This window comes from Mesorhizobium sp. URHB0026 (genome assembly GCF_054059755.1).
Genome location: NZ_JBSSCN010000001.1, coordinates 3,893,865 through 3,917,853, shown reverse-complemented (window position 1 = coordinate 3,917,853; position 23,989 = coordinate 3,893,865). Strand labels below are relative to the sequence as shown.

Genomic DNA, 23,989 nt, shown 5'->3' with positions numbered 1-23,989 from the left:
GTTCGCGCTATTAGAAGCTGAGATCCATGTTGCGAAAACGTTCATCTTCCAACCCCACCATCTTCATTCTATTTTCAAATATTTGCGCTTTGGCCTACTGCATTTTTGCAAGATCACTGGTCTTCACATATCCGAGGCGTTGGCCTTGGCGTGCGACTACAGCCCAGCCGCCGCTGCCGCTCTCGATGAGACGCACTTGGGTTCCAGGCGTCAGTTGGGTAACTATTGGAGACGCCTCGTCGCCTAATTCATGCACAGCGGCAACGGCAATTACGACATGTGTCGGGGTATCAGGAATGGGCGCTTCCGATGGAGCCGCAACTGCCGACGGTGGCGGCGTTGCGATTGTCAGCACCGCTACTTCGTTCGTCAGGGCGAAGTCCGAGCCGACGATCGACATCTGGGGGACTTGCCGCAGCTTGAACGCGGCATATGAGATATCGGGAACCATCTTGTCGACCGCGGCGGCAAGCTCTGTAACCTCGATCAGGCCATCCCTGTTGGTGTCGGCGTAGCCTAAGGCATCGAGCACTGCATAGGTGAACACACCGTGATCGCGGTAGCCTTCCAATGCAGGCGCATCGTTGGTGGAGGCCGACAGCACCGTGCGTCCCATCGCCCGCGTCATGCGCGCCAGCGCAGCAACTTGTTCAAGTCCTCGGGCTGCGACGTTCGAAGCGGTCAGCGAGCCGCTGTCGCATGTGTCGTAGAGCAGAACACTCTTGCGCGCCTTTATTTTCGCGAACCATTGCTGAAAGCGGTCCTGATCGATGCCCCCTTTGGCGATCGAGCTCTCATCCTCATAGCGGAAATCCTGAGGCAGGAAATAGTAGCGGCCATCCTGCGTCTTGCCATGACCCGCGAGGAAAAAGACGAATACGTCGCGAGGCTTGACTTTTGTCGCGAGATTGGAAAACACCTGATCGAGATGCGCGACCGTGACATCAGTATCGAGGACGGTTGTCACATCGACACTTTGATAGAGTTCCTTCCCGCTCTTGGCGAAGGCTTCACCGATCGCCCTCGCATCAGACGCCGCATAAGTCAGTTGCAGACGACTATCCCAGTATTCGTTCACGCCCACCGCCAGCACGTACAGTTTTGGCGGAGCCGAGCTGCTAGCTCCGTCCCATTTCACGGTGAGCGCCGCCGGGACGGAGGCGATAAGTCCTTTGGCGTTGTACGCCACTACCTCGATTTGGTTTTCGCCCGGATCGAGCGACAGCGGTTGCCTCACGGTGACTGTTTTGCCACCCCCTACCGTATCACCGCCACCATTCCCTAAATCTCCAGAAGCGGCCAATCGGTCGAAGCCGCGTGCATCGATGCCCAGCGTCACCCCATTTACGCGCCACTCGATCTTGCCGACGCCACCGCCCTGGTCCTTCACTACTGCGTCAACTTCAACTGAATCCGTGTCGACAGCGGTACCTTGTGAAGGCGATGTAATCGCGACCAACGGCGCGGCACCGCTCCCAACTACCTTGGCGAGGTCCAGTTTAGCAGCCGCGTCTTTGACCTTTCCGTCCGGGTCGCCTTTAAGCGCCTCGGCGACCAAATCCGGTCGGTACAAAGCCTGAAAAGCAGCACCGAGAGATGCAGTCTTGAGGCCGCCAAGGCGGATGACGAGACCGTCTGCGCCGTGAGCGGAGGCGACGAAAAAACCTTGCGGTGTAAGTGTTAGCCATTCCCCGTCTTCGAATACCAGAGTCGATGAAAGCAATGTTCCGCCTCCTGCATCGTACACCCTCAAGTAACCGTCGCTTCCCAACACCAAAAGTCTGTTGCCATCCTCAGAGAAACGAATCGCTGCCGCCGATCCATCGGCAGACAAATCGGTAGATAAGTTCGCCAACACGTGCCCTGTCGACGGCTCGATGATCCTGACCGCTCCGAGGTTCGAAATTATTGCCAGATGGAGCATACCCGGATCGACTGCCCAACCCTTGAATTTGTCGATTTCGTAAGCCGCTTGCCATTTTGGGTCGCTCTCGTCGAACATCTCAAGGACGCCGGTATCGACGTTATCGCTAACGGAACCTCCACCATCGAGGAAGACCAGGAATTTGCTGGTGCCCGGAGCCGTAATCACCCGGTCAACAAGCTCATACTCGGGATGCTTGCGGAAAAAGACTAGATCTTCAGCTGAAATCGTGGTCTCACGACCGCCATTCAACTCGGTTCGATAGACCTGTAGACGTTTGCCGGTCGTCGGATCGATCTTCTGGACCGCCTGCTCCGGCCGCCAGGCAATCACGCTCCTGCCGTCCCCAGACACCGCGAGCCCCTCGCTGAAATGTGGCTTGGCGAAGCGGTTGTATTGGAAAAGGAGTGGGGAAACCCGCCACTTGTAATTGGTGGCCTGAGCCACGTCGATATGGCGCAGGGTAGCGCATGTCGAATCCACCACGGCGAAGCCATGCTTCTCCCAGATAAATGTTAAACCAAGGCTATCCGACCAAGCATGGCTCCCGCCCTCGAATCTCTCTGGAACGTGGTCCGCCAGTCCTGCATTTCCATCCCTAGCCCACCAATTCGATCGCTCCTTAGAAGCGCAGATCCGGGCACCGGATTTAGCATCAAAGACGCGAAAGTCTCCAAGCCCCGGCAGTTCGCCCGGCTTGCGGTCGTACACGTGCGGTCCGCCCAACATGGCGTATTTGGTGCCATCGGCCGAGAGGTGCAACTCGCCGTAATTGTCCGATACCGCGTCGGAAGGTTCGCGGGGGAAGCTCGGTCCTGCGATCAACTCGCCCGTCCGCAGTGACAGCGAACGCGCGACCCGCGACGCAGCCTTGTCGCCGCCCAGTTCCACATGCTGGATATAGGAATCCGTGGTCACAGCCCGCGTGGTCGGGTCAAATGGCTGAGACACCCCGTCGCGAACGATAGTCGTGATCGAGGAAGGTGTGTTGCCATTCGCGTCCTGAGGAAAGGATCGTGTCCACACTGATACCCGACCGTCTGCCGAAATCGCGTCATATTGAACATAGGGGTCAGCCTCAACTGGTGTAATGGTCTCGCCGGAATCATCGATGGAGAAGAATCCAAACTCATTGTGCTGCCATCCAGAAAAATAGACCCCATCGAATTTGGGCATAAAGGTGGGAGAACTTCCTATGGCGAGAGGGCTAATCAAACGGCTTTTGAGATCAAGGCGGAACACCCCAGCTTTCTTTCCGAGATGCAATGAACTGCTCTGCGCAAAGACCTCTTTTCCGTCACCCGAAAACGTTAGTTCTGTATAATATGCGCCTGCGTCGCCTGATGCATTGAACAGCAGTTTGCGCTTCTCAAGATCATAGACACGAATTCCGAATTCGCTCCCGCTTGTGGCGAGGTAGCGGCCGTCAGAGGAAATCGCAAGCGCCATAGCCGCCTTGAAAGAAAAACTGGAAATTAGGTTGCCGTCGCGCCACCTGACATTGGCGTAGGTACCGAGAGAAGCAACTGCTTTCCCCGCCGCCCAGTCATAGACGACGACATCTGAGCCGTCGCAGGCAATAAATTCCGTCGAGTTGGGACGCACCGCGATTGTAGAGAGCTGTGCCGCGTTGCCGCTGGCGTTGATCCGGCTCCAGAAGGTGCGCACCCCGCGACCGGTTTCAATATCGACGACGCGGACTGCGGAATTCGCCGTGATCAGGTACTTGCCATCCGACGTCATTCCCCACGAACTTGCATGTGGCGCGGCTATTTCGGGAACCTGGATGGCGCGGACCTGACGTCCATCTGTAAGATCCCACACTCTGACAAGACCGTCGTCGTTCTGCGCCAGCAACCGGGACTGCGAGTCCATGATCGCCCAGCCGGGGATTAAAGGGCCGCCCACAGGAATGAACAATGATTGCTTATCTACATCGGTTTCGGCTGCACCTTTGCGACGCATATAACTCAAGACATTCGAATACTTCTCATCAGGGCTCCCGCTTCCAGAGACGAGATCTCGCTGATTTTCTATTCCGAGGTAGAGCCAAATGGCGTGATCGGTGTCGGCATCCCACACGCCACTGATCGTGCCCGGCACGTATCCGAACTGGGTCAGGAGCTTTTGAATTTCGGCCGCAGTTTCTGCCTTCGGCCCATCTGCCGCCCAAGTTTTCGAAAGGCACAAGAGCATCCCCACCGACATCAACACCGCAAGGGTCGTGCGAATGCGGATCCAATTTTTTGACATGTCCAATTCCTCTTAGGCGGCAAAAATCACGCCACCCTGCATGTTCAGTGATTGAGTGTGTCAAAAACGGTGTCATGTTGATAATCCCGCCGCTTTGACCGTCTGTGCTTATTTGCATTTGTAAATTCTCTCGAGGATCTCTATGTCCACAACTCTGACGATCCAGGCTTCGTTTGCGACCCTTGGGGCGCCGCGATCGTTGTTTGGAGGAACTCAAGCTAAACTGTCCCTCGCGCCTTTCACCAGACAGCGGTAAAGTTCTCGTGCATGTCGGAACTCCGCCTTTCATGGACACGGCTCGGTCGAATAGGGGTTATGGCCGATTCCCGAGGGCCAGAACTCTCCGTTGACGCACATCCCCGGTCTTTGAGGGGTGTGTTGCGAGGCCGGCTTTGAGTTTGCTGACGGCCGCGGCTTTGTCGCCTGGCGTTGTTGTTCACGTATCGGCTTCGGTGCAGGCTTGCGCGTCTTTTGCGATGTGGCGGTTTCCTGCTTCTTCGCTTTCGCTTCCGACGCTCGCTGGGCGCGATAGTTCTTCATGGAGCCATCGGAATCGAGTATCAGGCGAACATACTGCTTGCGAGTAAGGAAGGTGGTCGGGGGCAACCGGTTGTCTTGCTGCCACTCGCCGATGGCCCGGCGCGTCATGGTGCCAAGAGTGCCATCGGGATCATGCAGATCATAGCCGATTGCCAACAGCCTCTCCTGCAAATCGATTTTTTCCTGGCGGTTGAGCCCGATGGCACTTTCCGTCAATTCCGTACCGGCTTCGTTGTCGGGGTCGGCAGTCGCTGCCGGAGTTTCGGCCGCGGTGGCGGATCTCGACGTGTCGTTTTCCACCTCCGCGACAACGGGCGGCGTCTTCTTGATTTGTTTCAGGTTGAGGCGCGCCAGATCAGCGAACGCTCCATTCGGGAACTGCTGCAGATAGGCTTCGTAGTGTGCGACCGTGTTGCGCTTCGATGCTTCATCCCAGACGCGCTGCTCGACTTCCCATCCGCGCGAGGCCACTCCAGCGGCCTGGGTCGGAGGGTTGCTGCCCGGAGCCTGCGCAGCCGGAGCCGCCGCTTCAGGCGTTGCCGGCCCGATGACGATCTCGTGGCCGGCGTCCGGCTTTTGTACTGGCAACATCGACTGGTTTGGGACTGATTGCTCAGACGGCATGACCGGTTCCGGTTTCGCTGCATCGGGCTTGAAATAAAATTCCCCAAGCAACTGGTCGTAGTAGCTCGGGATCTGGCTTTGTCCCGCCCCCGTGAGCGCTGCTTGACGGACCTGGGCGCGCAGTTGCTGTACCATAGAGTGGATTTCCAGCCCTTGCTGTCCCATGAGTGTGAGCAGCTTGCGCGTGAAGAGGCCGTTTGGGTCCGTGTCAGATGGCCCGAGATTGTCGAGCGCCTCCTCGCCAACACCTGCGGAGAATATTACAAACGTCCCGCTCGGAGGGTCCACCCGCCCAAGGCCTCGCGAGGCACCGAGAGACCTTGTACCTGCCGGCGCTCCGGGAACAACGAACGGATTGTCGCGACACGCGTCTAAAATGACGAGCGTCACTCGCGCTGAGCGCGCCTGGAGTCCAATGAGGAGTTCCGACAGGCTTACGCCTTCAGTGCGCAGCAGATATTCCTGATCCGAAGCGAGTTCAGGCACGTCCACGGGGAGCAGATAGTTTGACCCGTCCAGCTCTACCCCGTGTCCGGCGTAGTAGATGAGGATTTCCATACCGGGCTCGACACCGTGCAGGAAAGCGGCAATAGTTTCATTAAAGCTCAGCCGATCGAGATTCTTTGCAAGATGTACTTCGTAGCCAAGGCCCTGCAGCTTTTCCGCTACGGCGGCCGCATCGTTAACTGGATTCTTGAGGAAGGAGACGTTGCGGTACTCGCTGTTGCCGATGACGAGCGCAAGCCGCTTGCCGTCTGAAGGGGAATCCTTTGCCTGAAGGACTGTGACGGTCGCGCTCGCTTCAGCGCGACCCGGCTCTGAAAACAACGCTGCCGCCATTAGACCGATGATCAAGGAAAGCAACGTGGTGATGAGCCGTGTCCCGCCGGGATGCGCAATCCAAAGTCCAGCGTGAAACCTCGCCAGGCACTTCCGCTTTGGCGGCTGCGCATCAAGAGTCATTGCCGTGATCCACAATCTCGACGCTGCGCGGTGATCCGGTCTTCTAAAGCGCCCAAGCGGCCTTTTGACGCCGAGTCACTTGAAAACGAGTCCGGTTTTCGTAGGCTTTGCGAAATCACCCGCATTTTTCTCCAGCCCCTGGTGTCGCTTCCTTGAGTTCTACCCGCCGATTCAGCCGCCTGACTTCCGTTGGCAAGAAACCTTGCCCATCGATAATAAACGGCTCGCTCTTGCCCTTCGGTTCGAGCGCGATCTCGCCGGCAAAGCCGCCATCGACGAGGATCCTTTTCAGTGCATCCAGCCGCCGAGCCGAAAGGGCGAGATTGTAAGTGGCCGAGCCCAGCTGGTCTGTGTGACCTGTCAGCACGATGCGGCTGTAACCTCCGGCCTTGACGCACTCGAGCAGTGCCAGCGCCGCTGCGCGCCCCTCAGGTGTCGGCTCGGTAGCATTCGAAGGAAAGGTGATCGGCAACGGTCGCACTGCTGGGTCGAACCCCGCCACGCCATTGATGAACAGCCATTCGCATGGGGCGCATCTGGTTGTCGCGATCTTGACCGGTCGCGCCAGCAGCAAAGCAGTGGACATGCGCCGATAGATCGAGGCGATGTCGTCCTTGGACGGGCGCGGCGCCTCGCCATAGGCGCCACAAATTGGAGGCTCGCCGAGCGCGATCAGCGCCTCCTGATAGTCGAGCGCTGCCTTACTATACAGAGAGCCATCATGCGCTACCTTTGCACGGGTAAGGAGCAGGTCGCCGCGCGCGGTCCGAAGCTGCCACGGCGAACCGTATGCGAGGCCCTTATCGAGGAGGGGCTCAATCTCCCCGGTACTGGCGCCGGCATCGCCTTTGGTGTAGGCCGCCTCGACATGGCCGAGCGCGATCGATTGGCCGAGACAATAGAGCGCCTCTTCGCTGCATCCTTCCTCGTTCGCCTTGGCGCGAAGCCACAGCGTGGCCAGTTGATCGAGGTTGCCGGCCTTGCGCGCCGCGGTGATCTCGGCGTTGATCTCGGCGTTGATCTCGGTGCAGACGCGGTCCGCGGTCTGCACAATTTGCGTCCCGGCCAATCCCACAGTGAGAGCCAATCCGAAAAGCACCAGTATTTTCATGGCTCCACCACGTAAGGTACGGTCGTGAACGCCCAGCGGCGCGCACGGTTAGGCACATTCGGATTGGGATCGAGCACGGGCTGCTGCAATTGGCTGGCTATGGCGACGAGATTGCGAACCGGCGTGGTCAAGGCGTCCAATGCAGGTGTGCCAGCAAGGATCGCCTCGAAATCGGTTCCCTTTTCAGCCGCCACCACCATTAAGGTTCCCGGCCCCGGATCCGTCGCGGTGAACTCGAACGGATACCTCTCATCCGGTATCGTTAGCGCGACACCCGCGCGGATCTCGCCCTTCCGATTGGCAGCTTGTGAATAGGAGTTGGGGAAGATCATCCGCAACTTGCCGTCAGGTCCGGTGTCCAGGACGAGCAGTTGGCCGGCCTCCGCCGATTTGATCCTGAATTTCACCGACGAGTTTAGTTTTACCCGGTCCGAGGGGACAACTTCGGCCTCGATTTGAAAATCATTGGTATGGGACAGAACGCCTTGTGCCAGGTCGACAAGCTGCGGTCCATCCGGAGGGACTGCCCCGTCGTCCGCAAGCGGCGGCTCTTCCGATGGATAAGGCACCAGCGCCTTGGCTCTGTAGGAATCGGGCGCGATCAGATCCGGGGTGAATTCCGTGCATTCTTTGTTTTTTTCGCAGAATAGCTTCGCCTCGTCGCGGACGTAAGCGAGCAGCGCGCTTGCCGTCACTCTCTTGGAGCCCGTCGTATCAGCCGCGCGACCGCGCAGACCTTCGACGAACGCATTGGTGAATATCCCGCCGGAAGGTGAGTCCCAGGAATATTGCGCGATGGTGGCCGCAGACCATACTGCTAGATTGGGCAACGTTTCCCCGCCTCGGACATTGAAATCGAGCAAACGCACGCCCGTCTTGTTTTCCTGAATAATATCATCGGTAATTTCGCCGGGATCGAGATCGATCGGCCCGTTTGGCGTGATGGTCCGGATGGCGCGATTGCTCACGAGGCCCTTATTAGCATCCTTCGTCAACGATCCGGAATGGCATGCGTCAGCAACGACGGTGATGTCGCGGCCGTCAAGCTTCCTGACGAGACGACCGAGTTGTGAGCCAAGGATAAGACCTCCTGCCCTCGCGGCGCTCGCAGAGACCTCCGAGCGCGCGTCGGCTGGAACGAGCCCGGTCGTCAAATGGGTCTTCCCACCAGACTTTAGCGACACTTCAGCGCCATGGCCCGAGAAGTAGAAAAACACCCGGTCGCCAGGAGCCGTTCCGTCGATCAGCCAAGTCTGAAACGTGTCCAATATCGTCGCGCGCGAGGCTTGCGCGTCGATAAGGATCTTTACGTCCTCCTCCCGGTAGCCGAGATCGCGGACCAGCATCGACGCCACGTTCTGAGCGTCGATAGGCGGACCTGCCAAGTTCACTCCGCCAGCCTGTCCATCGGGGCCCAGTAGCCCAGGGTACTGGCCGACCCCAATCACCATGGCGCGATCATGCGCCTCCGCCATTGCCGTGAAACCAACTAACAACCATAAGAAGACTATGGCGAGGGCAGCATCGAGTCGCATTGTCCGTCGCTCCTGAGATTTTCGCATGAATAGACGCTCTCGATGCCAATGCGGATCTCGGCAGTCGTGCGCGCCGAAAGGAAAGCTCGGTAGAAATCGAGCGGAGCCACCTTGTTGTGGACCTTCTTCAGCATAGCCTGGAGTTCAGAAAGCGGCTCCCGGCTGAGAAGGCTGATCACGAAATCTGCGCCATAAGGGGCTGTGACGGGAGACGTGAAGATTAGAGGGGTGGCAGCCGTCCATTCTTCTTCATCGCCAAGTTCCTTAAGCGGCCATAGGAACTGAACCGTGCCGGTAGCATTGATATTAAGCATGGTAATGAAGCGAAAATCTCCCGGCTCAACGGTAAAATGCACATTCATCCCGCGGGTCACCACGGCCCCCTCACTGAGCGCTCGGTCGGTAACATTGGCTACGCTCGACACCGGTCCGTATTGATGAGCCATCGCGTCGCGGAGGCCGTCCAGGACGCGCTGGGCGTCGACCGAGCCTTGTAGCGCCTCGGGCGCAAGCCCTGATGCGAGAACATCGCCCGCCGAGCCCACAAGTTGACGCTTTTGGCTGTCCCATATGAGTTCCGCTGCCGAGCGGTCGTTCGTGAGATCTGCACCGATCAGCTTCACGTTCTTCTGTGCCGCATCTCCCAGGACAGCCACTTTGATTTGTGGGAGCATCGGGAAATCCTCGGCTGGACCGGTGCGTGCCGGTACAGACAGGAGATCAAGTTCGGGATCCGGCAGCATGAACTGGGGGATTTGCCTGTTTCCCGACAAGACCCGTACGAGCGGCGCCACAAATCCGTGCAGGGACCCGAGGTTGATTTTCCCCGAGGGGCTCGCCGCAGCTCCCTCAAGGCCGCGGGCGACCGCGTAGCTGAGGGCTCCGCGATAGGTGCCTTCGACGAGTATTTCTTGAATGGAGAGACGCTCGTCGGTAGCGGACAGAACGGCAACGGCAGGATTGGGTGGCCGGGCCGTGACTTTTTCTGGTTGTGAAGGGATAATCGGGTCGGCCTGAGTTTGGAACCGCTGAAAGCGGAAGGGCAAGCCGGAGGAACGTGAATCGATGCCTCGCACGGCCGCACCGGCATGGCAGGCATCAGCAACGAAAACGACCTTGACTCCCTTCGCGCTTGCTATGCCGAAAAGATCATAGAGATCTTCGTCTCGAAGAAGTTCGTCGGGTGCTGCAGCCTCGTCGTACGGCTGTAGCAGGAACCCCTTCTCGTAGCCGTCCGGCGTGGGATGTCCCCCAGGTTTTTCCGGCAACCTAATGCCATGCCCCGAAAACGAAAGAAACAGAATGTCGCCGGGCACTGCTCGTTCGACCATCGCCTTCCAGGCAGCGGTGAACGCATTTATCGTCGCGTCGCCGTCCGTGAGCGAGGTCAGATCCGAGATACCGTCCGATTTGAGCACATGAGCGATGTCTACCGCATCATTCACAGATCCGCGCAGTTGCTGCTTTGTGGCGTATTTGTCCACGCCAATAACAAGCGCCCTCACTGCTGCGCCTGCGTCGGAGATTGCCAGAATTGCGATTGTGGCCGCCGCAAACACCGCGATCGTCGGTCGCGAGATCATTTGTCGGTCTCGCGCAGCGCGACCCGCCGGTTGAGTTGGTTAAGCTCGTCTTCGGTATAGGCGGTCGGATCGTCAGGCTGAAACGGCTCGCCCTCGCCCTTCGGTTGGAGTACGAGTTCACCCTTGAAGCCGCCAGCACGAAGATAGGATGCGACCGCGTCTAGCCGCCGTTTGGAAAGCTCCATGTTATAGCTATCGGAGCCAATTGAATCAGTATGCCCGCTTAGAACCACCCGGCGATAATTTTCCTGCTTGAGACAGCTCAATAAAATCGAAGCTGCCCTGTCGCCTTCCGGGGCGAAGTGCGCCTGTGCGAATACGAAATTGATGGGGATAGGACGAAACGTCGGCGTGAAGCCGCGCACGCTTGCCAGAAACACGCCGCCACAATTTCCATCCCGCGTTCTAATCACATCAAACTCAGGGGCGAGCAGCAACGCCTCCGTCATGCGTTTGTGAATGGGTTCGATTTCCGCAGGACCAGGAAGGGATGGTTCGCCAAAATCGGCACATGTGGGATCTTCGCTAATAGCGTTTAAGGCGTCCTGATATTCTGTCGCAGCCCGCTCGAAGGCCGTTGCGTCCTTTAGCTGTCTAGCCTGAGCGAAACTCGTATCCCCGAGTCCTACGAGCAACTGCCATGGAGAACCAAAGCTCCTGCCTTGTTCCAGCACCTTCCGTACCTCGTTGAGGTCCCCTCCTTGGTCAGCCTTCGCGTAACTGGCCTCTACATACGCGCGTGCAACGCTATCGCCTCCGCAATGAACAATGTGCTCGCTGCATGCAGTCGTCTTTTCAATAAGAACAGCATACGCATCTACAATCTTTGCAAGATCGTCAGCTTTGCGCTCAGCAATGAATTTGTCCGTTGCGGCCTGGCAGGACTCCGCTTTTGCCGCTGTCGTTCCAGAAACGGACAGGCTCATGAGCGACAGCAAAGAAAAACAAACAATCCAGAAATACCGCATGGTCTTGGTTCCAGAGACTGTGATCGCGCTCAAATGAGCGGGTATTTTATTCCGATATTTCTATCTTTGCCTCATTCCAGGTAAACTGACTAGGAACCGCCGCCAGTTGATCTAAATCAGTACTCGTGGCTATTAGCGCGCGAGCCAGCGGATCGGACCTGTCAAGATCGCTAAACATGGTCGAGAAATTGGCGCTGCCCTTCCACGGCGAAGTAGAATCGCGACCACAAATGGCGAAGATGGAGTCTTGGCCAGCCGGCGCGGCTGCGAGCACCTTAACCTTTGACTGCCCCCCGGATACCAGGATTGTTTGGGGAGACTGTACGTGATTGTCCTGAACGATCTGGTTGGGAAATAACATTCGGGCCGAGCCATCTGACGATATATCGACGACCCAGAGATAGCAGGCTTCGAGCGTTGTTACTGCCATCGTCACAGTGTCGCCGGTCTTGTATCGCCGTTTATCGACGGCGATCAAAACCGGAGGACGGACATCGGCCTGTGGTTCAGTAGCGAGTGGCAGCGTAGTCGACACTATGTGATCAGCATCCGGCGCACCCGAACCGTCGTGGGAAGCTTCGGAACCTAGTTCGTCAACAGTTTTGATGATTTTGTCATAGAAGGCCATTTCGTTCGATTGGATCAACTGCAGGTCTCGTGCCACAGATCGGGCCCCACCTTCAATTGCCGGGAAAGGTCCGCTTCCCACGTTCCAATCTGCGAGTTTGTCGTTGATTGGGGTCACTGAAGCGACGACCCGAATGAACTCGAACCCCGGCTTGCCGCTCACCACGATCTTGGCGGCAGCTCGTTTTCCTGGAATTTCAAGCGTCTGTCCGGCTAGGATTTTCATGGAAGGCTGGAAAGCGTTGGGATAAAGCAGGACTGCGCTGCCGGAGGGGCCGATTGAAACAACCGTGACGTAAGCATCCTTGTTCGGTTTCACAAAGAGCCGGACTTCTTCGCCTCTCCTATATGTATTAGCCTTGTCATCGACCCAGGCTGTTACCCGAAGTGAACCCGACGCGTGTGGCTGAACCGATGCTACAGAACTCTGTTCCATTGAAAGATCCCGGCGGTCGAAATCCCCCGCTACACTAGTCCTTTCTGCACAAACGACGGAAGCTGCGGCGACTGCGAGAAAAAGAATACGGTTCATGGTTACGGCCTCCACGGGCGCGCTAGTGCGTAAAATTTTCGGCGGCACATAGCATTAAGATGAGCCAACAGATCCAGCGTGCGCGTTATTTGCAACTTTGAAAAGTACCCACTTTGTGGAGGCGTCCAAAATGATTGGAGCCTTGCGGTATGCGCAGGGTGGTGCAGAATATTCGATACTCCAGTATATGGCCAATTTGGGGATATGAATGACGTCAGATGATGCCAGAGTCGATGAGTTGGAACTGGACCTTCGGTTCATGGAAACGCTCCGGATGATGAAGGCGAACTTCGTTGCTGCGGTCGTGAGTGCATCAAAATCGGACGAGCCAAGCGTGCTATTTGCCCTGCGGCAAGAACCGCTTTACCAGCTTGCTGAGTTCCTTTTCGCGATCCGGTCATATGGCGTCGACAGTGCGGATCGAGTGGAGAAGCTGGCCATGCTGCATAACGACTATGTGTTGGCTCTACGGTCAGATCGTGATCGAACGCGCCGTCTTGGCTTAAGGGTCGACCGGTTGGATGAGGCGCTTTTCACGGGAAACAACCTTGGCAAACTGGTCGCCAATTTTACTGGCGATCCACCTGCGTTTGATCAGTCCGATTTGGCTCGCTTACTCGTAGCCGTCATGTCAACCGAGACATGCCGTAAGCTTGCTGTCGCTGGTGAAAAGGCGGGCTTTCTGGAACGGCGACGTCTGCCCTATGGTGCAGTTCTGGTAAGTTCGTGTGGTGCGCTTGAGGACATTTTTGGGGAAGTGCTGCGCGGAGCCCGCAATGCGATCATACAATACTAACAACCAAAAACACGTGAGTAGCTACACCGGCGAATTAGTCGTTGTCCTAGCACTTATTTGCGCAACGCTTGCACCAGCACATGCCGACCTGGTTGGTAGCATGACGTCGCCACCTGCGCTTACCGACGCGGAGCGGGAAACCGTTGCCGCCAATCCAGTTTTGGCACACATGGAAGAGCGGCACCCTTGGTTATTGCGAATGGCACTCAATGAGGTTGCTGACGCCGCAGCGGACAGGCTCTCGTTAAAGGATGCTTCGACTGCCCCGGCTGTGCCTCGTTCCGCCGACGACTATGAAATGCGGATCATACAGAGCAACCCGGGACTAGAATCCATCTGGCGGTCCTCGCCGGAGGCCGCTGTGGATTTGCTCGCCCTGATCCGTGCAGCAGGAGGAAAGAAAGGCCCACGGAATAACTGATTTCTGCTCGGGCAAAGCGTTGCATCCTGACAGCCGATATGAACGAGTTCGACGTCTCATGCAGCGACAACAAGTCTTGCGCTTCGATAGAAGGCGAGTCGCTCAGCTCGCTCGACTCACCAGGGAGCCCAAGTACCGCCTTATGTGATCTTCTCCGAACGCACGCTGATCAATATGGCCGAACGCTGCCTCGCGACCGCGACGCCTTCTCCGAACTCAATGCGTCGGCGCCGCGAAGCTCCTGAAGTTCGGCGCGATATTCCTTGCAGCCATTGCCGCCCACCAATCGAGCGAATCAGGGGTTATCGGAGACATTGGACCAGGCCTGCGGACATTTCTGCGATGCTGGAATCTGGAAGAAGCCTTGCCTGCCGCCACATGTACGGAACTTGGGTTGCCGCGTGACCGGGCTGGGTACGGCCGAATCTGCCGTTGACTCTGCGGCAGGCGGGCGCTTCGGCTTCGCGTGCACAGTTGGCTTGCGTGACTTTTGCGATGTGGTGATTTGCGGCTTCTTCCGCTCAGCGGCCTGCTTCTTGGCTTCAGCCTCCGAAGCTCGCCGCGCGCGATAGCTGTCGACGGCGTCGTTCGTATCGAGCTTCAGGCGAAGGTACTGCTTGCGGGTAAGGAACGTGGCCGGGGGCAACCGGTTGTCTTCCTGCCACTTGCCGATGGCCCGGCGTGTTTTGATGCCGAAGTCGCCGTCGGCCTCGTCTAGGTCGTAACCGATCGCCAGCAGTCTTTCCTGCAGATCGATCTTCTCCTGACGATTGAGCCGGATGGCACTTTCCGTCAATTCGGTGCCTGCGTCGTTTTCCGGATTGGCGGTCGCCGCCGGAGGTTCAACTGGCAACGTCGCCACTTGGTTTGGCGCTAGTTGTGGAGGGGGCGCGACTGTATCCGGCTCCGCTGCGCCAGGCCTGAAATAGAATTCGCCGAGCAACTGGTCATAGTAGCTGGGCGTTTGGCTTTGCCCGCCTGTTAGCGCCGCTTGCCGAACCTGAGCACGGAGCTGCTGCACCATGGAACGAATCTCCAACCCTTGCCTATCCATAAGTGTGAGCAGATTGCGGGTGAAGAGGCCGTTGGGATTCTTGTCGGCCGACCCGAGATTGTCTAGCGCCTGCTCGCCGACGCCTGCCGAGAATATGACGAACGTGCCGCTCGGAGGATCGACGCGTCCGAGACCTCGCAAAGCGCCAAGCGATCGGGTGCCTGCTGGGGCGCCCGCAATCCGGAAAGGATTGTCACGACAGGCGTCCAGGATGACAAGTGTGACTCGTGCCGAGCGGTCCTGGAGTTCGATGAGCAGGTCGGTGAGGTTGATACCTTCTGTGCGCAACAAATATTCCTGTCCCGGGGCGAGCTCGGGCACGTCGACAGGAAGCAGGTAATTCGAACCGCCGAGTTCCACGCCGTGACCGGCATAGTAGACAAGGGTTTCCATCCCGGGCTCGATGTTTTGCAGGAAAGCAGCCACGGCTTCGTTGAAATTTAGGCGATCGAGATCCTCCGCGAGATGCACCCTATAGCCAAGCCCTTGCAGTTTTTCTGCAACTGCCGTGGCGTCGTTGGTCGGGTTCTTCAGAGTAGGGACGTTGCGGTATCCGCTGTTGCCGACGACAAGAGCCAGCCGCTGAGCGCCGTGCAGCGCAACTTTCGGCTGCAGTATCGTGACGTTCGCCGTCGCCTCGGCATGAATCGGTCCCGGCGAACCGAATGCAATGACGAGACCCGCTGCGAAAGCAACGAATGTTGCAGGCCGGACAGGCCATCCAGCAATCGATCGGACCGCCGGTAGCAGCCCATTTTGGCTTTCCTCGGCCAGGTAACAGTCGAAGATGGCAGCTCGGGGGGCGAACTGGAACCAGCCCTCTTTGACATAGGCATCGATGAATTCGTACACAGCAGGCGAGACGGCCAGTTGCAATAATGCGCGTGCCAAGTCACGCCGGTAGAGAAAGTAGCCGCCAAAATTGGTGGCCAGTGCAAACCTTCGAAGTGCACTCGCCCATGTTTGCGGCGCTACGACCGCACCGTACAAGGCGTTCACTGCAGCCTCCAGGAATGACCTTGGCGACAGATTGGCCATGATACGCCCCCAACGAAGGCATCGTGGCACGAACTGAGGTTGAGGAAAAGGACATTATGTCGCGGCTGTGGAGCAGATCATAGCCGGAGCCGGATTTGTAGCATCTGGATCAGCTACCGGAGGCATACCATTCACGAAAGCCCGTTTCGAAAGCTGCTCGGGGATCTCGCGGCTCGATCGCTTACGAAACTCATCTTCGTGACAAGCGGCTAGTTGCCGTAGTGGCGCTCGGCAGCGGCCATGCTGCTACCGTAGGACATGTCATATGGAACCAAGCGGCTAGTGCTCCTCGTAGCAACATCGAATACTATAACGTCTCTATTCCTCAAGAATCCGGCCGTAGCGGAAAAGCTGCAGGGCCTTGGCTACGAAGCCCGATAACGCCCAGCTTACCTCGAACGGTGTGGTTGCTCAGACTAGCGTCCGGACCCATAAGGTGGATGCCGTTGGCAGCGGTTTCGTGATTCACGGTCTCCAAGGAGACCAACGATGAATCGCGTTGGCGGAGGAGCAGTTCGCGCTCTTGGCGCTTCTGCCGACCGATACGCGCGGCAAGCCGCGGGTTGATGATCGCCGGGTCATCAGCGGCATTGTGCATGTCCTGAAGTCCGGGGGGTCGTTGGATCGATGCGCCGGAGACCTACGGACCCGCCCAAGACGGTCTATGACCGATTCGTCCGATGGGCCGCCAAGGGCGTTTGGGTCGACATCTTCCATGTCCTGGCCTCGGCTGGCGGACCGCCGGCGCAGGTGCTCATCGACTCCTCGGCCGTGAAGGCGCATCGCTGCACTTCAGGCGGCAAAAGGGGGGAGCAAATCAGGCGATCGGCCGATCGCGCGGTGGGCGAACCACGAAGATCCACGCCCTGACCGACGGCCAATGCCGTCCGATCGCTTTCTTTCTGAACGGCGGCCAGGTGGCCGATTGCACCGCAGCGGATTTGCTCCTGGAGCAGATACCTAAGTGTCCGATCCTGCATGGCGACAAGGGCTATGACACCAATGCCCCCATAAGGTCGAGGGCAGAGGGACAATGCCGAACATCCCGCCGAAGGCTAACCGGCTCTGGAAAAACTGCTTTTCACCCGTTCCTCTACCGCGATCGCAACGCCATCGAGCGCATGTTCGGACGCCTCAAGGATTTCCGCCGCATCGCCACTCGGTACGATCGATCGGCGACGAACTTCCTTGCCACCGTCTGCCTCGCAGCCACCGTCAGCTACTGGCTATGAGTGCGAGCCCGCCGATCATTCACAAACGCCTTCCTCATCCGCAACAGTGGCACGCCCGCTCCGCCTCTGTTGTCGACGACTTCTTCAACCGCCTCAAAGCCGCAGATCCGATAGAGCGGTTTCCTTGCCCGCCCTTCGAAGCGCGCACGACAGACTGCCCTTAGCAACGCGTCGGGTATTGTCGATTTGGAAGTTGGAATAATTAAGCACGTCTCCACTACTGGCTTCGACCTTCTAAAAGCTATTCCGACTTTCCCGCCGGAACTGGCGATAGGGCGTCTAAAGGGTAACAGCCGCGCATCGACATCGGTGGCTAGGCCGCCGACCAACGAAGCGCGCTCTAGCCAGATGACAAGAAACAGGCGTTGGAGTCGAACAACCCTTGGCGCCACCGCAGCGACGCGCATACATCGAAGACAAAATCTCCACCAATTTTATAATATATTCTGTAATTTTACGACCATTATCTTCTAAAAATGCTGAAGTTAATCGCACGAGCTTCCCACAATATATTGTGACTGCTCCAAAAGAACCTTGCCCGTCAACTATTTCAGGAATACAGTTTTCATGGATCAAGATGGCGCCCAACTGACCTACAGGGTCAGATTCAGATCCGAGGCAAGGGCGACTTGGTTCTGGGGCTATCAAAAAGCTCTACCCACGATTGAAGGAGATCGGACTCGTGTTGGTCAAAATAAGAGGGATCCACAGTGCTAGGCGTCAGTTGGCTGATGGGTCGAAGGAGACCTACTACTATGCCTGGCGTGGCGGACCTCGCATGAAGGAGGAGCCTCACACCGAGGCTTTCTCCCGGGAGCACGCCCGGCTCCGGGAAAACGCCGCGGAAGCCAGCAAGGTAATCCTAACCCTTGATCACCTGATCGAGCACTTCAGTGGCCCCCAGCATGAACGCAATCCCGACTTCCTGGCGCTCGCTGAGAGCACTAGGGTCGATTACCTCTACGCCTTCAAGCTAGTTCGCAAGAACTGGCCTGGATGCCCCGCCGCTTTCACCCAGGCGAAGGGCTTCAACGGCGACGTCCGCAAATGGCACCGCGGCATGCGCGCCAATCCGCGCAAGGCCGACAAGGTGCTGTTGTCGCTCTCGAACGTGTTCTCCTACTCTATCGAGACGGCGTTCGGCGGCATCGAGAAGAACCCCTGTGCGGGCATCGAGCGCCTCTACAAGGGATCCCGAAAGGAATTCCTCTGGAGCCAGGAGCAGATAGCCCTGGTTCGAGCGAAGCTTGCAGCTCACCTGCTGCTGCCGTTCGAGATCGCTCTCGCTACAGGCCAGCGCCAGGGCGACATCCTGTCCCTGAACTGGAAGCAGTGGGACGGCACCTATCTGCTGTTCAACCAGTCGAAGACCAGCAAGAAGCTCAAGGTCAAGGCCAACTTGCGCCTCAAGATGATCTACACCCTGCTGCCGGCCAACAAGGACAAACTGAGGATCTGTCTCAACTCCCGCGGCCGCCCATGGACCAAGGACGGCTTCAAGACGTCATGGGGTAAGGCAATGGGCGCCGACGGCGTAAAGATCGAAGGCGTCACCTATCACGATCTGCGCGGCACGTTCATCTGCGAGCGAGCCAAGGAAGGCTCATCCATTCAGGACATTGCACGCGTCTCCGGACGCTCGATCGCCGCAATTATGTCGGTCCTCGAAAACCAACATCTGGGGACCGATCAAGGGCTCGCTGACGCCGTCATTGACCGGATAGAGATGAAATGAAAGGGCGCCACATGAACTTTCCCAATGTCTATACGCCGGCGATGCTCGCCGATCGGTGGGCGTGTTCGGAGCGCCATGTTCGCAATATGATTGTATCGGGCGAACTGCCTGCCTTTAGGTTGGCCGGGAAGCTATTGCGCATCAGAGGGCAGGACGTGGAGAACTTCGAATGTCAAACGAACCCGAATGGACAATCACCAAGCTCAGAGGAGAGCTTTGCATCTCCTGGTACGAAGGCGACATCCGCCGACGTTATCGACTTGGAACAAACGATCCGAAGGAGGCGGCCCGCCGCGCCCCGGCTCGATATGCGGAACTGACACGTCCGAAAGGCTCCACCGTCAGGGATCTCTGGGCGGCTTACTGCATAGACAAGGCAGGCCGATCAGTCGTCACGACAATGAGCTACACTTGGAAGGCCCTGGCTCCGTTCTTTGCCGACAAGGAAGGCGAGGCGGTGACGCTCGCCGACTGCCGCGCCTATGCCGCGGCACGGCGCAAGAACAACAAGAAGGATGGCTCGATCCATACGGAGCTGGGCCACCTTCGCTCGGTCCTGGTCTGGGCACGTAAGCAGCGGTTGATCCCGTTTGCGCCCGACATCGAGCGTCCGGCCAAGCCCGATCCAAAGGAGGGATACCTTACCCGGCCGGAGATCACCCAGCTCCTTGCCGCCGCAAACTCGGCGCACATCAAGCTGGCTATCTTGCTGATGATCGCCACTGGAGCCAGAGTGGGCGCTGCCCTGCAGCTGACCTGGGATCGTGTCGACTTCGACCGGCGCATGATCCAGCTGCGCAATCCATTCGACAAGGCGCACCGCAAGGGACGCGCCACTGTGCCGGTCAATGATGGCTTGCTCGCTGCCCTGAAAGAGGCACAGGAAGGCGCCCTGACCCCCTACGTTCTGGAGTGGGCCGGCGACAAGATCGTGTCGATCAAGAAGGGCATCAAGACGGCGGGAACCAAGATCGGAAGGCCTGATGCTTCGCCCCACATGCTGAGGCACTCGGCTGCCGTCTGGCTCGTCGAGGATGGCCATTCAATGGAGGCTGTTGCCCAGTTCCTGGGGCACTCCAACACCGCAATGACGTACCGGGTTTATGCCCGCTACAGCCCGGAATACCTGCGAAAATTGACTGCTTCGCTGGAGCTCTAGGTTCAGTGAACCGACAGACCGCTTCGTAAAACAGGGTGCATCGATGAAAATACGAAGGAAATTCAAAAGGTTACTGGTGGGCGATGACGGGCTCGAACCGCCGACATCTTCGGTGTAAACGAAGCGCTCTACCAACTGAGCTAATCGCCCGCTCCGGGCCGGACCTTTAAGCGGTCGGGACTTGCTTCGCAAGGCCAAATGAGTGCGGGATGCCCTGTTCGCAGGCCGGATTTGCGAACAAAATGCCGGCTGTCAAAAAACCTTCTCCTGTTTGGCGTTATGATGGTTTGGTGCGCTTGACACCCGGTAGCGAACCCCTTATCCAGCGCCCCAACGACGAACACGGCTGACACGTGCTCGTCAATGCGCGGGTGTAGCTCAGTTGGTTAGAGTGCCGGCCTGTCACGCCGGAGGTCGCGGGTTCGAGCCCCGTCACTCGCGCCATTTCCCCTGAAGGATGATGATCCTTGGCTCCGGGGAAATGCCGACAAAATTGTCAAAATTCTCTCCAGGAACAGCGTTCCGAAGGCCTTCTTCAGCCTGGTTTTTCTTGGCTCCAAAATCACCCATGCATGAGCGATGCCGTGGAACCCGCGACGCGATTCCTGTGGGTCGACAAGCAACGGACCAAGCGGCCCTGCAGACGCGACCGAATTGCTCGTTGCGAATCTGCTTGCGCAATCGCCCACAAAAGGCTCGATTCATGCCGCAGGCAGCCAGATTGGAGTATGCTGCCGGAATGGCATGGAGGACGTAATGTCAATTGCACCGAACATTTCCACGCGCACGATATTCACGCTGATTTGCCTGGGTGGCGCGACGACGGCCGCATCCGTCCTTTTTCCCGCCGCCGCGTCGGCCGACCGGCTGCAGCGATGCGCTCGCGAGGGGGAGATCTGCCGCCTGCCCTATCCCGCCGAGGTCGTCTACGGTGCCAGGGGCCGCACGACCTCGCGTTACATCGAGCGCAACGCGATACCCTGTTCGAACCGCGTTTTCGGCGATCCCGCGCCAGGCAGGGAAAAGTTCTGCTTCGTTGTGAAGCGCGACCGTGACGAGTCGAACGACGACTACGATCAGCCTCGCCGCGAGCAGTGGGCGGTCTGCGCCGAGGAAGGCGAATTCTGCGACTTCTATGGCCGCAAGGTGGTCAGGTATGGCGCCCGCGGCCGGTTCACGCAGGACGTGTTCCGCAATGGCGTTCAATGCGACAACGATGCATTCGGTGATCCCGCTCCCGACCAGGGAAAGCGCTGCTACGTCATGCAGTAGCTTCTCAATGCCCACTGGCACGGGACCCGGAGGCCAGAACGGTCTGGCTCCGGGGACCCCGCGAGCCCTGAGCAGCCTCAGCGCTTGGCCAGCAACGCCTCGACCTCCTGCAATGTCGGCATCGACGGTGCCGTGCCTGGTCGGGTCACCGAAATGCCAGCGACGGCGCAGGCGAAGCGCACCGCCTCCAGCGGCTCCACGCCTCGTGAGAGTGCTGCGGCCAGTCCGCCATTGAAGGCGTCCCCCGCGCCGGTGGTTTCGACGACAGGGCCGGCACTGATGGCGGAAACATGCTCGGAGCGATCCTTCGTGTGCAGGAGCGCGCCCTTGTCGCCCAGCGTGACGATGACCGTGCCGACGCCCTTTTCGAGCAGCTTGCCGGCGGCGGAGCGGGCCTCGTCGACCGACGAAACTTTCAGCCCGGTCAATTCCTCCGTCTCTGTCTCGTTCGGTGTAAGATAGTCGCACAGTGTGTAGATGCGGTCGGGAAGCTTTGCCGCCGGTGCCGGGTTGAGGATGGTCGTCACCCCGGCCCCGCGCGCGATCTCCAACGCCCGCATCGCGGCATCGATCGGCTGTTCGAGCTGCGTCACGAAAACTCCGGCGCCCCTGATAAGGTCGGCATTGGCTTCGATGTCCTCGGGCGTGATCAGCATGGCAGCGCCGGGGCTGACGATGATGGCATTGTTGCCGCTTCCCTCCTCGACGAAGATATAGGCGGCACCGGTGTAGCTGTCCGGCGTGTCGACGGCGGCGCTCTTCACGCCGGCATCCTTCCAGGTCCGCTTGGCCATGTCGGCGAAGGCATCGACACCGAGGCGGGTCAGGAAAGCGACGCCGGCCCCCAGCTTGCCAGCGGCCACGGCCTGGTTCGACCCCTTGCCGCCTGGCCCCAGCTTGAAGGAATTGCCAAGGATCGTTTCGCCCATGCGCGGCTGGCGCTCGGCCCTGTAGGCAGTGTCGGCGACAAACACACCGAGGATGACGACCGGCTTGCCCGAGGCCATGCCGCTACTCCGCATCCGGCGGCACGACGCCCTTGCGGAAGGCAAAGCAGCCGTAGAAGCGGCGTTCGCCGGTCTGGATGACGCAATAGGCCTGCTTGGCGCGCTCGTAGAAGGCGTAACGCTCGACCGGCACCATCGGCCAGGACTTGCCCTCCGCGGCGTCAATCTCTTTCTGCACTTCCTTCTGCACGGCTGGGATCTCGTCCGGCTTTCCGACGATCTCCATCCGGGCGGCGGAATCATCGACGAAGGTGTCCAGCGGGTAGAGCGACAGAACCGCCTTGACCACTTTCGCCGCCGGCGCATCGATGCGCAGCACCCGACCGAGCCCCGTCTGGCGCGCCACCGAATCGGACGGGAAGTTGGTGTCGGCGATGATCAGGTCGTCGCCATGCCCCATCGCCCGCAATGCCTGGAGCACGTCGGCATTGAGCAACGGATCGATCCCTTTGAGCATGATGGTCCTCGTGAAGTGCGTTTGAGATCAGAGACGCTTGCCGGTCTCGGCGTCGAACAGATGGATATGGTCGAGCCTTGGCCGAAGCTTCAGCGTATCGCCGGGCTTGAAGTCATGACGCTCACGGAACAGCGCCACCATCTCGCCGTCGCCGAAGCGGAGGAACACCAGGGTTTCCGAGCCGGTCGGCTCGACCACGGAAATCTTCGCCGGCACGCCATCGGGATGGATTTCGAGATGTTCGGGGCGCACGCCATAGACGACGGAGCGCCCTTCCTCGACGGTGTTGTTCGGAGCCACCGGGAATAGCGTTCCGGCAATCTCGACGCCGCCCTTGCGCCCGATACCCTTGAGCAGGTTCATCGACGGCGAGCCGATGAAGCCGGCAACGAAAAGGTTCGCCGGCCTGTCGAAAAGCTCCAGCGGCGCGCCGACCTGTTCGATGCGGCCATCGCGCATGACGACGATCTTGTCGGCCATCGTCATGGCTTCGATCTGGTCGTGGGTGACATAGATGGTGGTGGTCTTCAGCCGCTGGTGCAGTTCCTTGATCTCGGTGCGCATCTGCACGCGCAGCTTGGCGTCGAGGTTCGAAAGCGGCTCGTCGAACAGGAATACCTGCGGATTGCGCACGATGGCGCGCCCCATTGCGACGCGCTGACGCTGGCCGCCGGAAAGCTGGCGCGGGTAGCGCTTCAGATAGGGGCTGAGGTCGAGGATGTCGGCGGCGCGCTTGACCCGCTCGGCAACCACGGCCGGATCGGTCTTGCGCAGTTTGAGGGCGAAGGCCATGTTCTGCTCGACCGTCTTGTGAGGGTAGAGCGCATAGTTCTGGAACACCATGGCGATGTCGCGTTTTGCGGGTGGCAGGTGATTGACGACACGGTCACCGATGGCGATCGTGCCGCCGGATACGGTCTCCAGCCCCGCCACCATCCTGAGCAGCGTGGACTTTCCGCAACCGGACGGGCCGACAAGCACGACGAACTGGCCATCGGCGATGTCGACGCTGACTTCGTGCAGAACCTTGACGGTTCCAAACGCCTTGGCCACATTGCTGATCGCGACTTGAGCCATCGTTCCCCCATCGGCTCCACCGGCCGTAGGCGCAGAAGCTAACCAACGCGACCGGTCAGGGCAAGTCGGTCTCTTCTAGAT

General features: G+C 58.8%; 16 protein-coding genes, 2 tRNA genes and 1 pseudogene. 7 read left to right on the top strand and 12 right to left on the bottom strand.

Annotation, left to right across the window (positions count from 1 at the left end):
• Positions 1–94 precede the first annotated feature (94 nt).
• From ACVWWD_RS19115 to ACVWWD_RS19085, 7 genes are all read right to left on the bottom strand, one after another.
• Positions 95–4,177, bottom strand: a complete 4,083-nt coding sequence (locus ACVWWD_RS19115; RefSeq protein WP_457103248.1) for a caspase family protein — start codon at positions 4,175–4,177, stop codon at positions 95–97.
• 285 nt (positions 4,178–4,462) lie between these two features.
• Positions 4,463–6,304 carry a caspase family protein gene (locus tag ACVWWD_RS19110; protein WP_457103247.1) on the bottom strand — a complete coding sequence of 614 codons (1,842 nt, stop codon included), beginning with the start codon at positions 6,302–6,304 and terminating at the stop codon, positions 4,463–4,465.
• Between the two features lie 115 nt (positions 6,305–6,419).
• Positions 6,420–7,415, bottom strand: coding sequence for an OmpA family protein (locus ACVWWD_RS19105; protein WP_457103246.1), 996 nt, complete (start codon positions 7,413–7,415; stop codon positions 6,420–6,422).
• On the bottom strand, positions 7,412–8,950 hold the full coding sequence (locus ACVWWD_RS19100; protein WP_457103245.1) for a caspase family protein: 1,539 nt from the start codon (positions 8,948–8,950) through the stop codon (positions 7,412–7,414). Before ACVWWD_RS19100 ends, ACVWWD_RS19105 begins: the two co-directional genes overlap by 4 nt.
• Positions 8,923–10,533 (bottom strand): caspase family protein, encoded by a 1,611-nt coding sequence (locus ACVWWD_RS19095; RefSeq protein ID WP_457103244.1) that lies wholly within the window; start codon positions 10,531–10,533, stop codon positions 8,923–8,925. The genes ACVWWD_RS19100 and ACVWWD_RS19095 overlap by 28 nt, the downstream gene beginning before the upstream one ends.
• Complete coding sequence (locus ACVWWD_RS19090) at positions 10,530–11,501, bottom strand: OmpA family protein (protein WP_457103243.1); 972 nt, start codon at positions 11,499–11,501, stop codon at positions 10,530–10,532. Before ACVWWD_RS19090 ends, ACVWWD_RS19095 begins: the two co-directional genes overlap by 4 nt.
• A 46-nt stretch (positions 11,502–11,547) precedes the next feature.
• Positions 11,548–12,660 (bottom strand): DUF4384 domain-containing protein, encoded by a 1,113-nt coding sequence (locus ACVWWD_RS19085; RefSeq protein ID WP_457103242.1) that lies wholly within the window; start codon positions 12,658–12,660, stop codon positions 11,548–11,550.
• A gap of 208 nt (positions 12,661–12,868) precedes the next feature.
• Here ACVWWD_RS19085 and ACVWWD_RS19080 point away from each other — a divergent pair, with 208 nt between their 5' ends.
• Positions 12,869–13,456, top strand: coding sequence for a hypothetical protein (locus ACVWWD_RS19080; RefSeq protein ID WP_457103241.1), 588 nt, complete (start codon positions 12,869–12,871; stop codon positions 13,454–13,456).
• Between the two features lie 716 nt (positions 13,457–14,172).
• Here ACVWWD_RS19080 and ACVWWD_RS19075 read toward each other — a convergent pair.
• Positions 14,173–15,969, bottom strand: a complete 1,797-nt coding sequence (locus ACVWWD_RS19075) for a caspase family protein (RefSeq protein WP_457103240.1) — start codon at positions 15,967–15,969, stop codon at positions 14,173–14,175.
• A gap of 493 nt (positions 15,970–16,462) precedes the next feature.
• Between ACVWWD_RS19075 and ACVWWD_RS19070 the strand changes: the two are divergent.
• The 4 genes and pseudogenes from ACVWWD_RS19070 (at position 16,463) to ACVWWD_RS19055 (ending at position 20,095) form a co-directional block, all read left to right on the top strand.
• Positions 16,463–17,201, top strand: a pseudogene (locus ACVWWD_RS19070) (IS5 family transposase).
• Between the two features lie 664 nt (positions 17,202–17,865).
• Positions 17,866–18,936 (top strand): tyrosine-type recombinase/integrase, encoded by a 1,071-nt coding sequence (locus ACVWWD_RS19065; protein WP_457103239.1) that lies wholly within the window; start codon positions 17,866–17,868, stop codon positions 18,934–18,936.
• Complete coding sequence (locus tag ACVWWD_RS19060) at positions 18,933–19,256, top strand: helix-turn-helix domain-containing protein (protein ID WP_457103238.1); 324 nt, start codon at positions 18,933–18,935, stop codon at positions 19,254–19,256. Before ACVWWD_RS19065 ends, ACVWWD_RS19060 begins: the two co-directional genes overlap by 4 nt.
• Positions 19,157–20,095, top strand: coding sequence for a tyrosine-type recombinase/integrase (locus ACVWWD_RS19055; RefSeq protein WP_457103638.1), 939 nt, complete (start codon positions 19,157–19,159; stop codon positions 20,093–20,095). Before ACVWWD_RS19060 ends, ACVWWD_RS19055 begins: the two co-directional genes overlap by 100 nt.
• Positions 20,096–20,169: 74 nt before the next feature.
• Here ACVWWD_RS19055 and ACVWWD_RS19050 read toward each other — a convergent pair.
• Positions 20,170–20,245 (bottom strand) — tRNA-Val (locus ACVWWD_RS19050).
• Between the two features lie 217 nt (positions 20,246–20,462).
• Between ACVWWD_RS19050 and ACVWWD_RS19045 the strand changes: the two genes are divergently transcribed.
• Together ACVWWD_RS19045 and ACVWWD_RS19040 are read left to right on the top strand one after the other, a co-directional pair.
• Positions 20,463–20,539 (top strand) — tRNA-Asp (locus ACVWWD_RS19045).
• A gap of 312 nt (positions 20,540–20,851) precedes the next feature.
• The gene (locus ACVWWD_RS19040; RefSeq protein ID WP_352549098.1) at positions 20,852–21,367 is read left to right on the top strand and encodes a hypothetical protein; all 516 of its coding nucleotides are present in this window, start codon (positions 20,852–20,854) and stop codon (positions 21,365–21,367) included.
• A gap of 77 nt (positions 21,368–21,444) precedes the next feature.
• On the opposite strand, the gene rbsK is transcribed toward ACVWWD_RS19040, so the two are convergent.
• Genes rbsK through ACVWWD_RS19025 form a run of 3 tightly spaced genes read right to left on the bottom strand, consistent with a single transcriptional unit; the run spans position 21,445 to position 23,908 of the window.
• Entirely contained in the window at positions 21,445–22,374 is a 930-nt protein-coding gene (rbsK, locus tag ACVWWD_RS19035; protein ID WP_457103237.1) for a ribokinase, read from the bottom strand.
• A 4-nt stretch (positions 22,375–22,378) separates the two neighbouring features.
• Positions 22,379–22,831 carry an RbsD/FucU family protein gene (locus ACVWWD_RS19030; RefSeq protein WP_352549094.1) on the bottom strand — a complete coding sequence of 151 codons (453 nt, stop codon included), beginning with the start codon at positions 22,829–22,831 and terminating at the stop codon, positions 22,379–22,381.
• Positions 22,832–22,858: 27 nt separating this feature from the next.
• Positions 22,859–23,908: an ABC transporter ATP-binding protein gene (locus ACVWWD_RS19025; protein ID WP_023783847.1), complete on the bottom strand. Its 1,050-nt coding sequence runs from the start codon at positions 23,906–23,908 to the stop codon at positions 22,859–22,861.
• Between the last annotated feature and the right edge of the window lie 81 nt (positions 23,909–23,989).